The organism is Candidatus Methylobacter oryzae (assembly GCF_003994235.2).
In the GTDB taxonomy this organism is placed as follows: domain Bacteria; phylum Pseudomonadota; class Gammaproteobacteria; order Methylococcales; family Methylomonadaceae; genus Methylobacter_A; species Methylobacter_A oryzae.
Genome location: NZ_RYFG02000085.1, coordinates 21,321 through 35,806 on the forward strand (window position 1 = coordinate 21,321; position 14,486 = coordinate 35,806).

Here is a 14,486-nt window from a genome sequence, read left to right on the forward strand (position 1 = left end):
TTTCAAGGTTATAAAATAATATAGTTGTAGAGTATAGGTGCGATCATTCAGAATAAATCGCTATCTTAGCTATATCTATCACAGATAACTCAAGATACTTGCGGAAATCAAGATGAAGTAAAAATACTTCGTGTAGATGGCGGAGAGTGAGGGATTCGAACCCTCGATGCGCTTTTGGCACATACTCCCTTAGCAGGGGAGCGCCTTCGGCCTCTCGGCCAACTCTCCAATTATACATAATGCATCCCTAATCACCACAATTGTAGCTTAGAGATTTTCATCATAGCAACTTTATTTAAAAAGCTATTATACCACAGTTTTTCTATCTAGCGATACTAAATTGCAAAATAAAAGCAGTTTCTATAATACTTTCACACTTAGCTCATATTTTCATAACCACCGAGGCTAATTATGACAGTCGCGAAAAACCCTACTCCGAGTTTACTCTTCGGAACCAGTCAATCCTGCAGGGCCATTCTGTTCTTTCTTGATCCTTTCGTAGATCTCTTCCCTGTGGACAGAAACTTCTTTTGGTGCGTTAACACCTATGCGAACCTGATTTCCTTTGACTCCAAGAACGGTGACTGTAACTTCATCACCGATCATCAAAGTCTCTCCTACTCGACGAGTCAAGATAAGCATGGCTACTCCCTATATATGTTAAAAACGAACTGTTCTTAAACAGCATCCAACCAAGATAAACAATTATAGCAGTTTTTTCTGATAAATAAAGCCTAAGATTCTATTTCTTGATCTAATTTAAACGCAGCATGTAATGCCCTGACAGCAAGTTCCAGATATTTCTCATCGACTACAACCGATATTTTAATCTCAGATGTTGAAATCATTCTAATATTAATATTTTCATCGGCTAGCGCCTTAAACATAGTACTGGCAATACCCGCATGGGAACGCATACCAACGCCTACAATCGACACCTTTACGATACTGTCGTCACCGGTAACGTTTCTGGCACCCAAATCGGCGCACGTTTTATCCAGCAAGGTTTTTGCCCGCTGATAGTCATTGCGATGCACTGTAAAGGTGAAATCAGTGGTTGCATCGTCGGCAATATTTTGGATGATCATATCGATTTCGATATTGGCATCGGCAATCGGCCCCAATATTTTAAACGCAACGCCGGGCAAATCAGGCACGCCGGTGATCGTCAACTTAGCTTCATCCCGATTAAATGCGATTCCTGAAATTAAAGCACTTTCCACTTGTGATTCCTCATAGGTAATGAGCGTGCCCTTACCTTCTGTAAATGATGATAATACGCGTAACGCAACGTTATATTTTCCGGCAAATTCTACCGACCTGATCTGCAATACTTTTGAACCCAAACTGGCCATTTCCAGCATTTCCTCAAAAGTGATTTTATCCAATCTTCGGGCTTTCGGCTCTACTCTGGGATCGGTCGTGTAAACGCCGTCGACATCGGTATAAATATGACATTCGTCAGCTTTTAAGGCTGCCGCCAAGGCCACCGCAGTAGTATCCGAGCCGCCGCGTCCTAATGTAGTGATATTATCGTTCTCATCAACGCCCTGAAAACCGGCAACTACAACCACCTTGCCTTCGTTAAGGTGATTCCGAATACGTGCATCATCTATCTTGCGTATCCGCGCCTTGGTATGACTGCTATCGGTCAGGATCTTTACCTGACTACCGGTGTAAGAACATGAGTCGCAACCCAGCTCGTGCAAAGCCATGCTTAGCAACGAAACAGTGACTTGCTCGCCGGTTGACAACAATACATCCATTTCCCGTTCGTTAGGGTTCTGCTGCATGTCTTTTGCCAGCGCAACCAAGCGATTGGTTTCGCCGCTCATTGCGGAAACCACGACGACGATTTGATCGCCCAAATCGTGGGTTCGTTTAACCTTTTCGGCGACCGCTTTGATGCGCTCGACATTACCTACCGAGGTACCGCCAAATTTATATACGTATAATGCCATTTAATAAAACCTTCTTACGCGCCAAGTTGCGTTTTCACCCAGGCGGGAACCTGAGCCAATGCGCCGGCCAAAGCGGACGGATCGTTACCCCCGGCTTGCGCCATATCGGGCCTGCCGCCGCCTTTTCCACCGACTTGAGTAGCGACAAAATTAACTAAATCGCCGGCTTTTATCCGCCCCATTTGATCTTTGGTTACACCGGCAATCAAACTGACCTTCTCGCCATCGACAACCGCTAAAACAATCGCGGCGCTGCCTAATTTATTTTTCAACTGATCAATCATGTCCTTCAGGGATTTCGGATCGACACCATCCAACTTGACTGCCAATACTTTAATACCATCGACATCAATAGCCTGAGCAGCCAGCTCGCTACCCGCGGAACTAGCAAGTTTTGCATTCAGGCGTTCAAGTTGTTTTTCCAACTGCCTATTTTTCTCTATTAGTTGCTCGACTTTCTCAGACGCCTTTTCAGGTGCGCTCTTGACCAACCCGGCAATAGCAGAGAGCGCCTGATCGCGACCGAGTATCCAATCAAAACAGCCGCTACCGGTTACCGCCTCAATCCGTCTTACGCCCGCCGCGACACCGGTTTCGTTAATAATTTTAAAACAACCTATGTCTCCTGCCCGCTCAACATGCGTGCCGCCGCAAAGTTCGGTTGAAAACTCGCCAATTTTCAAAACCCTGACTTCATCACCGTATTTCTCGCCGAATAATGCCATTGCACCGGCTTTAACAGCGTCATCTTTTGCCATGATCTGCGCACTGACAACATTATTTGCCCTGATCTGTTCATTTACAACCCGCTCAACAGCACTGATTTCAGCAGCCGTGACCGGCTCGAAATGAGAAAAGTCGAAGCGCAACCGTTCAGGATTAACCAGAGAGCCTTTCTGCGCAACATGATCGCCCAAAAGCTGCCTTAACGCGGCATGCAGCAAGTGTGTCGCCGAATGGTTAAGCTCGGTTGCCTTTCTGTCTGCCGCACTAACACGGGCATCGCACAACTGGCCATTAGTCAGCGTTCCGGCAAGCAATTTGCCTTTATGCAAAAACAGGTTTCCGCCCTGCTTTTGAGTATCGGAAACCTCAAATACCGCGCCATTGGCTTCGATTTTGCCGCAATCACCGACCTGGCCGCCTGACTCGGCATAGAACGGTGTTTTATCCAGAATAACAACGCCTTCATCGCCGCTTTCCAAGCTGTCTACCGGCTGGCCTTTTTTGTAGAGACCGATGATATGAACTTGATCGTCAAGCAGGCTGTAGCCGGTAAATTCGGTCTGTGCATCGAGCTTGATGTCCTGGTCGTAATCGGCGCCGAAACTGCTCGCAGACCTTGCCCTTTCCCGTTGCGCCGACATCGCCGTTTCAAATCCGGCATGATCGACAGTCAGGTTATGTTCGCGGGCAAAATCAGCGGTTAAGTCGACAGGAAAACCGTAGGTATCGTAAAGCTGGAATACGGTATCGCCGGGAATCACCGAACCGTCCATTCTCGCAACGCAGGCTTCCAGGATCTTCATGCCTTGTTCCAAGGTTTCGGCAAAACGTTCCTCTTCTTTTTTCAGTACCCGCTCAACTTGCTCTTGCGCGGCTTTAAGCTCAGGATAGGCTTCGCCCATTTCCTCGGCCAGCGGCGCGACCAATTTATAAAAGAACACATCGCGAATGCCCAAACGATAACCGTGACGGATTGCACGGCGAATGATACGGCGCAGCACATAACCGCGCCCTTCGTTGGACGGCATCACGCCGTCCGCAATCAGGAATGCGCAAGAACGGATATGGTCGGCAATCACGCGCAACGAACTCTTCGTCAAATCGTCAGTACCTGCCAGTGTTGCGGCAGCTTTCAACAATTTTTGGAATAAGTCGATTTCGTAATTGCTGTGTACGCCCTGCATGACCGCCGCGATACGCTCCAGACCCATTCCGGTATCAACCGAGGGTTTCGGCAACGGCGTTAATGTACCGTCGGCAGAACGGTCGTATTGCATAAACACCAAATTCCAGATTTCGATATATCTGTCGCCATCTTCATCGGGCGATCCAGGAGGTCCGCCGGCAATGTTTGCGCCATGATCGTAGAATATTTCGGTACAAGGCCCGCAAGGCCCCACATCCCCCATCGACCAGAAATTATCTTTGGCGCCGATTCTTGAAAATCGTTCAGCAGAAACCCCGACATCGTCCAACCAGATTTTTTCGGCTTCGGAATCTTCATCAAAAACAGTGATCCATAATTTCTCCGCCGGAATTTCCAACTCCTTGGTTAAAAAGTCCCAAGCAAAATGTATCGCTTCTTTTTTAAAATAATCGCCGAAACTGAAGTTACCCAGCATTTCAAAAAAAGTATGATGCCTAGCGGTATAACCGACGTTTTCCAAGTCATTATGCTTGCCGCCCGCCCGCACGCAACGCTGGCTGGTCACAGCCTTGTTATAGTCGCGGTGATCTCTGCCTAAAAACACGTCCTTGAACTGCACCATGCCGGCATTGGTAAACAGCAAGGTTGGATCATTACCAGGAACCAGAGAACTTGAAGGCTGCACGGAGTGTCCACGCTCGCGAAAAAATTCCAGAAAGGCGGTGCGCAATTGCGCGCTAGTCATCTTTTTCATAATAAATAAATGCTTTTAAAAAATCGGGGCGTACCAAATCTACCCATAACCTAGAGAAATCTAATATTTAACTCATCGAATAACGCACTGACCATCGCGCCGGAAAATCCACGATGCAATAAAAAACGGCCGCGCCTTGCCCACTCATTACGATCCAACACAGTGTCGCGCCCATATTTCTTGCTGTAAACCTGCTCCAGCAGCTCAACCCAACCACCGGCCTCTTCCTGCACAATATGTTCAAGATCAAACGACGCTATACCGTTTTGCGAAAGTTCGTAACTGACGCGAATAGGGCCGTAACCCTTCTGGATACGGGACCGTGCATAACTTTCAGCATACCTTAGATCGTCCTGCCAACCTTGCCCTGCCAACTCGTCGATGACAGGTTGCGCATCTTCCCTGCTAAAACCTCTTAGAGCCAGCTTATTCAGCAACTCTTTCCGGCTGTGCTCTCTTTGCGCTAATAACCGCAAACAAATTTCCTGAATTTCTTGCGCAACGAGGGTCTTTTCGCCTTCAGTTTCTGCGTTCAAAAAAACTACTCATCCTCATCGACTCCGTGCTCTTCAACAAGAGGAGCAACTTTTTTGCCGAAAGCTTCAGCTCTTATTTTTGCTTCAAGTTCTTTTGCTTTTTCAGGATGTTCCTTTAAAAAGACCTTTGCATTATCCTTGCCTTGGCCGATTTTTTCGTCGCCATAGCTGTACCAGGAACCCGATTTCTGGATAAAGCCGTAATTGACGCCCAGATCAACCAGCTCGCCAAGAAATGAAATACCTTCACCGTATAAAATCTCAAACTCAGCCTGTTTAAAGGGCGGAGCAACCTTGTTTTTGACGACTTTTACGCGAGTTTCATTGCCGATAACTTCTTCGCCTTTCTTAATTGAGCCAATACGGCGAATATCAAGACGTACCGATGCGTAGAACTTAAGCGCATTACCGCCGGTTGTTGTTTCAGGGCTACCGAACATAACACCGATTTTCATACGGATTTGGTTGATAAAAATGACCAGCGTATTGGAGCGCTTGATATTAGCGGTCAATTTGCGCAAAGCCTGAGACATCAACCGCGCCTGCAAGCCCATATGCGAATCACCCATATCGCCTTCAATTTCGGCTTTTGGCGTTAACGCAGCCACCGAATCGACGACGACCACATCGACCGCACCGGAACGCACCAACATGTCGGTAATTTCCAATGCCTGTTCGCCGGTATCCGGCTGGGAAACCAGCAAGTCATCGACATTAACGCCGATTTTCTCGGCATAACTAGGATCCAAAGCGTGCTCGGCATCGACAAATGCGGCCGTGCCGCCGAGTTTCTGCATTTCGGCAATTACTTGCAACGTCAACGTCGTCTTGCCGGACGATTCAGGACCGTAAATTTCGATAATGCGGCCGCGGGGCAAACCGCCGCAACCTAAAGCGATATCCAAACCCAAAGAACCGGTAGAAACCACATCAATGTCGCGCGAAGCGGCCACATCGCCCATGCGCATAACAGAGCCCTTGCCGAATTGCTTCTCTATCTGCATCAGCGCCGCGCCTAGCGCTTTCTTTTTATTCTCATCCATTATGTAGTCCTCTTACGCCCTGCGGCTATGTCGGTTAAAAAGAAATATCGCCAAAATCAAATCGCTTATTATCCCATACAGACAAGGGATTCGGATAGTGCTGATTTACTCGACCATTAAGATACGACGTTCTATATCATCGCCTCTGAAAAAGATAGCCGCTAATTTTGCGTTATCATTCTTCCGCCGAATCTCGGTTATTTTAATGTTCCGATACCATGGTCGGTAGACCGAACTATTTCAATAATCAATCGTTCACTGTATTCTATAGACCAACTAATCATCGTTCCTATGCCGCTCCCGGCAATGCTTTATGGAACGTCTACAACGCCATTTCCGCGGTTTCCACCGGGGCCGCACCACTAAACTAAAAGTTGGAACCTATTAAATAATGACTAGCGAATCCCTCCGCCCATCCTGGAAAAGTTATCTTGAATTATGCAAACCCAAAGTGGTTGCCCTGATCGTTTTTACGGCTATTGCGGGGATGTTATTAGCCGTGCCTGGAATGCCGCCGATCGGCCTGTTTATCTACAGCAGTTTAGGTATTGCCCTGGCCGCCGCCTCGGCCGCCGCGATTAATCATTACATTGACCGCGAAGCCGATGCGCAGATGGATCGCAACAAACACCGCCCCTTGCCGAAAGGCGAATTAAGCTCAACGAACGTCATCACTTTTGCCGCAATATTGGGCGTTGTCGCAATGGCATTGCTGATTGCTCTCGTTAATCCGCTGACCGCATTGCTGACGTTCTTATCGGCACTAGGCTACGCGATTATTTATACGGTTTACCTGAAACGGGCAACACCGCAAAACATCGTTATCGCCGGCGCATTCGGCGCGACGCCGCCGATGTTGGGCTGGTGCGCGATGACCAATGAACTGCATCCTTATTCGCTGCTGCTATTCCTGATTATTTTCGCCTGGACGCCGCCGCATTTCTGGCCGCTGTCCATCGCAAAACGCAAGGAGTTTGCCAAAGTCGGCATCCCGATGCTGCCGGTCACGCACGGCGTCGAATACACCCGTTTACAGATCCTGCTGTATTCGTTTTTGTTGTTCATCGTCACGTTGCTGCCCTACCTGACTGGAATGAGCGGCCTGATTTATTTGGGCGCGGTCGTACCGCTGGGACTGGGCTTTATTTATTTCGCCATTTTGATGATGCGCCGGAAAGACGACAAAACCGCAATGCGAACTTTCTTTTATTCTTTGATGTACCTGACCGTCGTATTCATTGCCTTATTAGTCGACCATTATTTTAAATTTACATTATGACATTCACACACCACGAACAAACGCCGTCCCCAGAACATCCGTTCGCCGAATACATCCGCATCCTTGGAAAAGGCAAAAAAGGCTCAAGGCCGTTAACCCAGGACGAAGCCTATAAGGCGATGACGATGATTCTGACCGACCAGGTGCTGCCGGTCCAACTTGGCGCATTCCTGATGCTGATGCGCGTCAAGGAAGAAACGCCGGAAGAATTGGCCGGTTTTGCCCAGGCCGCTCGCGACATTTTCAATTTGGCCGGACATACCGCCAAAGTCGACCTGGACTGGTCGTCGTATGCCGGGAAACGGCGGCATCTGCCCTGGTTCTTGCTGTCGGCTTTATTGCTGGCCGAAAACCGCATCACCGTGTTCATGCACGGGGCCAGCGGCCATACCGCCGGCCGGCTGTACACCGAAAACATGCTCAGCTATTTGGGCCTAAAATGTGCGAATTCCATCGAAGAAGCCAAACAGCAACTGGAGCAACAACGGTTCAGCTATTTATCGCTGGAGCATTTTTGCCCGAAACTGCACGAAATCATCGAGCTGCGCCCGCTGCTGGGCCTGCGCTCGCCGGTACATACGCTGGTGCGCTTGCTGAACCCGTTCAATGCCGAATACAGCATTCAAGGCATTTTTCACCCCGGCTACCGCCCCGTCCACCAACAAGCGGCGGCGCTACTGAATCAACCACACATGTCGGTGTTAAAAGGCGAAGGCGGCGAAACCGAACGCAATCCGGACATGGAATGCCTGGTGCAAAGCGTGCATAACGGCGAGTTGTCCGACGAAAACTGGCCGGCTTTGTTCAAGCACCGGCATATCAAACCGGAAGTGCTCGAACCCGAACAATTGGCATTGGTCTGGCAAGGCAAAGTTGAAGACGAATTCGCCGAAGCGTCGATCATCGGCACGGCGGCGATTGCGCTTAAGTTGTTGGGTAAAGCTGATACACAGGAGCAGGCGCAGCAGTTGGCCGAGGGTTATTGGTTGGGGCGGGATAAGCAAAAATATTTAGGCGGCTAAAACCAAGACATGCTCTGTGCGCGCCTTAAAACTTGCTAGACCTCTTTGGAGATACAAAATTGTGTAAATTATGCGTTAACAATATCCAAAACGTTTTTCAAATTTTAGCTATCGGTCAGGAATTTAGAACGCCTGACGATCAAAATTTTAGATCTTTTAGAATTTCACACATTACTCAAAATTCAGTGACAATATTACCGCAACGCAATGGCTTAACTATCACGCGCGCTGCGTTTGAGGATGCACTTCATTACTTGACTGAAAATAATCACACCGCTGAGAACGTTTGTGAAATTAGGTCTAGCAACTCATTAAGACAGGCAGGCCCTCTATGCAGAGCGACCCGCGCCCAAAATCGCAATGTGCGGTGTATTAATTACATACTTCCAATCCTTGCCCATAACCATTTAGTGGGAATTAATGGGCAACGCCAACCGGTCAACACCACATGGCTAAACAATTAATCAATAGTTAATTGGCGACTTACGGCTCACCATGCGGAGCAAAAAGGCAGTTCGAGCGACAGCGAGAACTGGCGTTCCCGGCAATATATCGCCCCATTATTCAAGCCTTAACGCCCAAAGAGTTAAAACAACAGGTGATGTGCCATGACTCAATTAAATATCACATGATAAATTCATGAAAAATATCAGCCCCTTATAAGACAATTGAATCGTATATATCACCTTAGGCTCATTACGTTACGGGGGTAAAATGCAAAAGTTTGTTGAAATCACCAGAAAAGACAAAGGCTTTGATAAAGAAAATTCGTGGCCTGGCTTTTGTCAAAAAGAAAAAATCCCATTCATCACTCTTAAGGCACGGTCAAAGCTCACCACTGTTCAATGGGATTACATCACAACTAAAGCCTATAAAGAATCGATGACTGCAAAACCTGAATTGACCACTTCTTCGCTGGAAACCGGCAACTTGGGCGTATTGCACTTGAAGCGCTATTGGCACAAGTGCCTGCCGGAAGTCGAAGGTAAGCTTGACCGGGACAGCGTAAAATTATTACGAACTTATTAACTCTTTAAACGTTATATTCAGTTTTTCGCCCATGCGCACTACCTCGGTCCACAACGGATCTGAACCATTGCCCAAAATAGCATACATTTCTTGAGCTTCTTTCTCGAAAGCTTCACGATTTTGTTCTGCAAGATAGACTTCCAGCATCTTGATCTTGAGTTCATTCCGGTCCGGGGTTTCTTCCATGGCTAAACGGAGAATCTCTTCAGCTTTCTGATGAAGTCCGTATACCAGATATACTCCAGCTTCCATAACGGGGTCAATCACTGTCGAGCCGACAGGGCCCTCATCTTCGACAGCACTTACCTTGGCCTTAGCAGAAGCACTGGCTACCGGTTTTTCAACACTAGTAATAACGCCCGTCTTGGATACTCCTTCTGTTTTAATGTTGACAATGTTTTCTAGATTGCCATTCCACATCCGACGACGACTGGCCACAACCCAACCGACAACAATTACGATTAAACCAAGGCTGCCATATAATAAAAACGAAGCTAGAAATTCACTCTTTTCTTCTTTAACTGCCGGTGCAGGCACAATTGGCTTCGGTATGCTAACTAACTCAGCAGTCTTTTTAGGCTCTGGCGGCACCTGCTCCGAGGATACCTCGGGGGCTTGAGCACTTTCAGCCGATTTGACAGCCAGAGGCTCTTGCAACGCGGTTATTTCCTTGTCTTTGAACATGATCTGCCGCTGCATTTCCAATATTTGATCTTTGAGCTTAATGAACTGCTTCATTATCTGAAGTTGATCCTGGACATCAGTAATGCAGGTATTCAACTTCTCCGTATCTTGTGGATTTGCATCCAGTGCCTCGACTGCTATGAATTCGCTCTGGCATACTGCCTTGCTGTTGCCAGTATCCTTTGTTTTCGGCATATTCAAGTCAAGATGCTGTTGTGCGGTATTGGCCGAGGTTGTCGCAACCTTAACTTGATATTCTGGCATCGCTGCCTGAACTACCGGGCGGCCGCTCTTGCGGGCCTGCCACTCTACACGCTGCCGTTCCATCTCGGCATCCGCTTCTGCCGCGATAAGATTGGTAACTATCGAAGGATCTTCAATCCGCAACACGTAACCAGACTTCATTTGATTGATATTGCCATTGTAAAAAGCATTCGGGTTGGCGCGAACAATAGCAACCATCATCTGATTAATGGTTACCGACTCATTGACTCGCATTCGCTGGGCAATTCCCTCTAGTGTGTCCTTACGTTTGATTGGGCCGTAGCTTACTCCGGTGTTATTTTTAAGCACCGGCAGCGCTTGAGTATGCGCGGGAATAGGAGGAGGCGCCACTGCAGTAATAGAGCCAGCGTCGGGCGCGATAGTCGATTTAGGCGTTGCGGGAATATCGATCCGTTTGGGTGTAGAGAGCTCACCTGAATATCTAACAGGATCTACCAGAACCGTGAATTCGCGAAGAATACGTCCATGTTTGGAACGGACTTCAAGAACGAAGTCAAGAAACGGCTCAGCAATCCGATTCGAGGTGGTTAATTTAATATAAGAAGTACCGTTCGCCTTCTTCTGGATGCTGAAATCAATATCTGTCAGAAATGAAGGTCTATCAACGCCAACGCGGGAGAATTCTTCCTGCGATCCCAGCGACACGGCTAAACTTGTTAAATCGTCACTTTGCATTGAAAACAGCTCAATCTCAGCATTTAGAGGTTGGTTAAGAGCTGATTTCATGACCATATCGCCCAAACCAAGGGCAAAGGTGGCGGCTTTGGCTTTATCCTCGCCAACGGCTTTAGCTAATCCCGGCTGTTCCGCGACTGTTTTCTGCGCCCTTCCTGCTTTGTTCGCTTTATCCGGCGATGATTTAGCCACATCATCCTCTTTACCCACCGCCTCTTTAGCCCTGCCTATTTTATGCAATACCTCTTTAGGAACCCCGACCGCCTTAGCTACCGCATCCACTGATTTTTCCATGTCTTCCACTGCTTTTTCAATGTCCGTCATTGCGTAAACCGGCATCGGATAACTTGCCATTCCTGCTGTCAGTAACTCACTTATCCCTAGAATCAATATTTTTCTTTTTGTTTTCATCGCATTCTAACTATTAGAAATAATTGTTACCTGATGTTAAGTATCTATGCAAAATTAACCCGGTATTTGCCACCCAAATTTTCAAATATTTCGCTCAACGCAGAGCGCATCGCTTCATAACAATGGTAGGCCGCCCAAGACAACCACTCGTATTTGATTTTCTTCCATAATATCTCGATTGGATTCAGTTCGGGCGAATAGGCCGGGAGGAACCAAGCCCAAACACGCTGCTCCAACCATTTCCAGCCAGCTTCAGCCACGGCCTTCCGATGGAACGATGCATTATCCATCACCACGATGGTCAACTTTTCAATGTTACGTGAGCGGATGAAACCGTTCATTGCGGCGATGATCTCCTGATGGGTGACCGAGCCATCCGCGGTGTGCCAATAAGCCTCATTGTTCCGATTCAGAAAACCGATGATGTTGGTTCGACCCGGCACATTGGCGGGTAGGCGCAAGGTTTCACCCTTGTGCTGCCATGCGTAAGGCACACAAGAACGGGAACTAAAGCCGCTCTCGTCAAGGTAGAAGACATCAAGCTTTCCGATCGCTTCCCGCTCATGGAAGGCCTGCAATATCCGCTTGCCCGCCAAAAACTCCGCTTCGTCACGCTTGTCCTTCAGGCTCCGGCGGCAGCGTTTCCACCGCCAGCCCTTTTCTTTCAACCAGCGCCGCACTGTGTCCAGTGATACAGTGATACAGCGCACTCCGTTCGTGCCCGGAAGCGCTCGCACACGACCCGAAGCTGGTGCGGCGCATCTGGGGTCATCTCACACAGCCATTCCAGGTCTGACTCCGTTCCCTTGCGAGGGCGTCCCGAGTGTTTCTGGTCGCGAAGACCTAACTGTCCATGCTGTTCCCATGCCTTCAGCCATCCAGAAACCGTGTCCCGGTCTACCTCAAAAATGTCCGCTAACTGTGTCAAACTGTAGCGCTTACCACTCAAAAGAACCGCATGTGCCCGTTGCCGGAATCGCGGCCAAGAGGCATACCGTGACGCATCCAACAACGTGCGCTGCTCAGCTTCGCTCAATCGCTTCACAAACTTCATTAGGACTTTCGCTATCCTCCCGAATAAGCCTTAATTCTGGGATGACGTAGTTCGGCCTGCAAATAGTCGGAAAACAAATCAGCCCGGACTTGATAGAGGGACTTTTTCAAGGTGTTCGCTTTGACTTTCAAGGAAATCCACACGTGGTAGCAGCAGGCGATGTGATTCCGTTGAGAGCGGGCTTTACGGCATTGGCATTTTTCGGAGCCGGTCAACTGTTTGAGTTCGCGGTGAAATTCCTCGACCTGCCAGCGCACGTCGTTCGCGTGTTGAGCGACCTGCGCGGTCAGGTTATCGTCCAGCTCATTGGTAATGAGCCAGTCAATGTCGCCGTTTGGGGCGACTAGCTTGAACAATTTGACCTTGAACGGTACTTTTTTCAGTTTGACGACGACACCGAATCGGAGCCGTTCCGGCGTCCACTCGATCTCATCAAGATGCACATAGCCTTCTTCTTTACTGAGGCTGATCATGCGGTTGCTTTTTAAGGTCGTGTAAAAGGTTCGCTTGAGCGAATGAACAAGTTTCAGGTTTTCCCAGGAGGCGTACCAACTGTCGAACAATACCGTCTTCGCCTTGAGCGCCTTGTCGGCAATGGCGTTAACCAGCATGTCCTTGAAATGGTCGTTCTTGGTCTTACCGTCGACGACGTTGTGATAAATGCGGTAATCCACCGGATAATGGTCCTGGCCGTCACTATGGACCAGGTTGACGACGCCGATGCCGCGCACCAAGCCGCCCACCGCTCCGCTGTACTGAGTCTTGACCAACTCGATCGACTTGGAATAGCGTTTGTCTTGGACGCTGTCGTCAATAATCAAGAACGAGCCCTCGGTATTGTGGATCAGCCCCTTGACCAGCTCCCACACCTGCCTCGCCGTTATTCGGATCTGTTTCAGGAAGTTGCTCACCACGTCGTGGCTGACATGCTCCAAATGCGGACAAGTTGAAGCAGGTGTAGTTGATCGGTGTGCAGATCAAGTATTCGACGTAACGTTGTTTCGTGATCATGCCAGACAGCATAACCTATTCGGCTAGGGTTACGAAAGTCCTATGCTTATTTAAAGACGAGAAAATAATAATTCTTGCCGCGCTTCATAGTAAAAGAAGCGCTGAACTCCTGAGAAATAGAATGAACAGCCGCCAATAACCTATTTAATAGAAAAACTCACACAGCAGACACAGCTAATAGCCTGGATAACAACCGGTTAACCGATCAAAATCCCCCGCGCTATCAACATCAAGCGCCGCCTCCGGCAAAGGGACTTTGATCAGTCTGTCCTCGAACTTCATCAAAACAGGCTTAGCTCCACGGTCGCCGCTAAGGCTCAGCAGATGTTCAAAAAATCCAGCCGGAAACAACGCCGGCCCCCCAACTGAATTGTGATATTGGCTGGCAACAATGCGAGCCGGTGCATTTTGCCAAGCATTCAGCAAGTTTTGCATATGCTCGGCGTTAACCAGCGGTTGATCGCATAACAGGATCAATGCTGCGGCTGCCGATTCCGGCAGCGCTTGCACGCCGGCACGAATCGAAGCAGCCATACCCTCCCGCCAATCAGGGTTCTCAATCACAGTAACGGCGCTCAGATCGACGGAGGCTTGTATCGCATCAGCATGAGCACCCAACACCACAATAACCCGTTCGCCAAGAACCGTTTGGGCATTTAAGACCGCATGTTCCAGCAGCGAACGGTTGCGCCATTCGAGCAATTGCTTCGGGCGCCCCATACGGCTGGACGCGCCCGCGGCTAAAATAATCGCGTAAACGTTATCGCTGGCTATATTCATAGAAGTTACGCATTGACCGCTGGTTAATATTGTGGATTGAGCAGGTCTTTGCCGGGCATAAAGCCGGTGATGAACGTGGCGATAACCTC

Annotated in this window: 12 protein-coding genes, 1 tRNA gene and 1 pseudogene; 3 read left to right on the forward strand and 11 right to left on the reverse strand. The window is 48.6% G+C overall.

The window, feature by feature from the left end:
• Positions 1–137 precede the first annotated feature (137 nt).
• From EKO24_RS09165 to recA, 6 genes are all read right to left on the reverse strand, one after another.
• A tRNA-Ser gene (locus EKO24_RS09165) sits at positions 138–228 on the reverse strand.
• 213 nt (positions 229–441) lie between these two features.
• Positions 442–642 (reverse strand): carbon storage regulator CsrA, encoded by a 201-nt coding sequence (gene csrA, locus EKO24_RS09170; RefSeq protein ID WP_006893378.1) that lies wholly within the window; start codon positions 640–642, stop codon positions 442–444.
• Positions 643–734: 92 nt separating this feature from the next.
• Positions 735–1,961: an aspartate kinase gene (locus tag EKO24_RS09175; protein ID WP_127026901.1), complete on the reverse strand. Its 1,227-nt coding sequence runs from the start codon at positions 1,959–1,961 to the stop codon at positions 735–737.
• 14 nt (positions 1,962–1,975) lie between these two features.
• Positions 1,976–4,588 carry an alanine--tRNA ligase gene (alaS, locus tag EKO24_RS09180; protein ID WP_196240011.1) on the reverse strand — a complete coding sequence of 871 codons (2,613 nt, stop codon included), beginning with the start codon at positions 4,586–4,588 and terminating at the stop codon, positions 1,976–1,978.
• Positions 4,589–4,638: 50 nt separating this feature from the next.
• The gene (locus EKO24_RS09185; RefSeq protein WP_127026900.1) at positions 4,639–5,124 is read right to left on the reverse strand and encodes a regulatory protein RecX; all 486 of its coding nucleotides are present in this window, start codon (positions 5,122–5,124) and stop codon (positions 4,639–4,641) included.
• Positions 5,125–5,129: 5 nt separating this feature from the next.
• Complete coding sequence (gene recA, locus EKO24_RS09190) at positions 5,130–6,167, reverse strand: recombinase RecA (RefSeq protein WP_127026899.1); 1,038 nt, start codon at positions 6,165–6,167, stop codon at positions 5,130–5,132.
• Positions 6,168–6,555: 388 nt separating this feature from the next.
• Between recA and cyoE the strand changes: the two genes are divergently transcribed.
• The 3 genes from cyoE (at position 6,556) to EKO24_RS09205 (ending at position 9,497) form a co-directional block, all read left to right on the forward strand.
• The gene (gene cyoE / locus EKO24_RS09195; protein ID WP_421743913.1) at positions 6,556–7,446 is read left to right on the forward strand and encodes a heme o synthase; all 891 of its coding nucleotides are present in this window, start codon (positions 6,556–6,558) and stop codon (positions 7,444–7,446) included.
• The gene (locus EKO24_RS09200; RefSeq protein WP_127026897.1) at positions 7,443–8,468 is read left to right on the forward strand and encodes a glycosyl transferase family protein; all 1,026 of its coding nucleotides are present in this window, start codon (positions 7,443–7,445) and stop codon (positions 8,466–8,468) included. Before cyoE ends, EKO24_RS09200 begins: the two co-directional genes overlap by 4 nt.
• A 714-nt stretch (positions 8,469–9,182) precedes the next feature.
• A complete protein-coding gene (locus tag EKO24_RS09205; RefSeq protein WP_127026896.1) occupies positions 9,183–9,497 on the forward strand; it encodes a hypothetical protein in 315 nt (104 codons plus the stop codon).
• On the opposite strand, the gene EKO24_RS09210 is transcribed toward EKO24_RS09205, so the two are convergent.
• The 5 genes and pseudogenes from EKO24_RS09210 to EKO24_RS09230 form a co-directional block, all read right to left on the reverse strand.
• Complete coding sequence (locus EKO24_RS09210) at positions 9,483–11,552, reverse strand: type IV pilus assembly protein FimV (protein WP_127026895.1); 2,070 nt, start codon at positions 11,550–11,552, stop codon at positions 9,483–9,485. The two genes, EKO24_RS09205 and EKO24_RS09210, sit on opposite strands and share 15 nt — an antisense overlap.
• Positions 11,553–11,596: 44 nt before the next feature.
• Positions 11,597–12,289 (reverse strand): IS630 family transposase, encoded by a 693-nt coding sequence (locus EKO24_RS09215; protein ID WP_127026894.1) that lies wholly within the window; start codon positions 12,287–12,289, stop codon positions 11,597–11,599.
• Complete coding sequence (locus EKO24_RS23600) at positions 12,217–12,606, reverse strand: helix-turn-helix domain-containing protein (RefSeq protein WP_127026893.1); 390 nt, start codon at positions 12,604–12,606, stop codon at positions 12,217–12,219. The genes EKO24_RS09215 and EKO24_RS23600 overlap by 73 nt, the downstream gene beginning before the upstream one ends.
• 11 nt (positions 12,607–12,617) lie before the next feature.
• Positions 12,618–13,562: pseudogene (locus EKO24_RS09225) on the reverse strand (IS701 family transposase); the annotation flags it as partial.
• 229 nt (positions 13,563–13,791) lie between these two features.
• Positions 13,792–14,486, reverse strand: a 695-nt coding sequence (locus tag EKO24_RS09230; RefSeq protein ID WP_338324001.1) for a nucleotidyltransferase family protein, incomplete at its 5' end; no start/stop codon positions are given.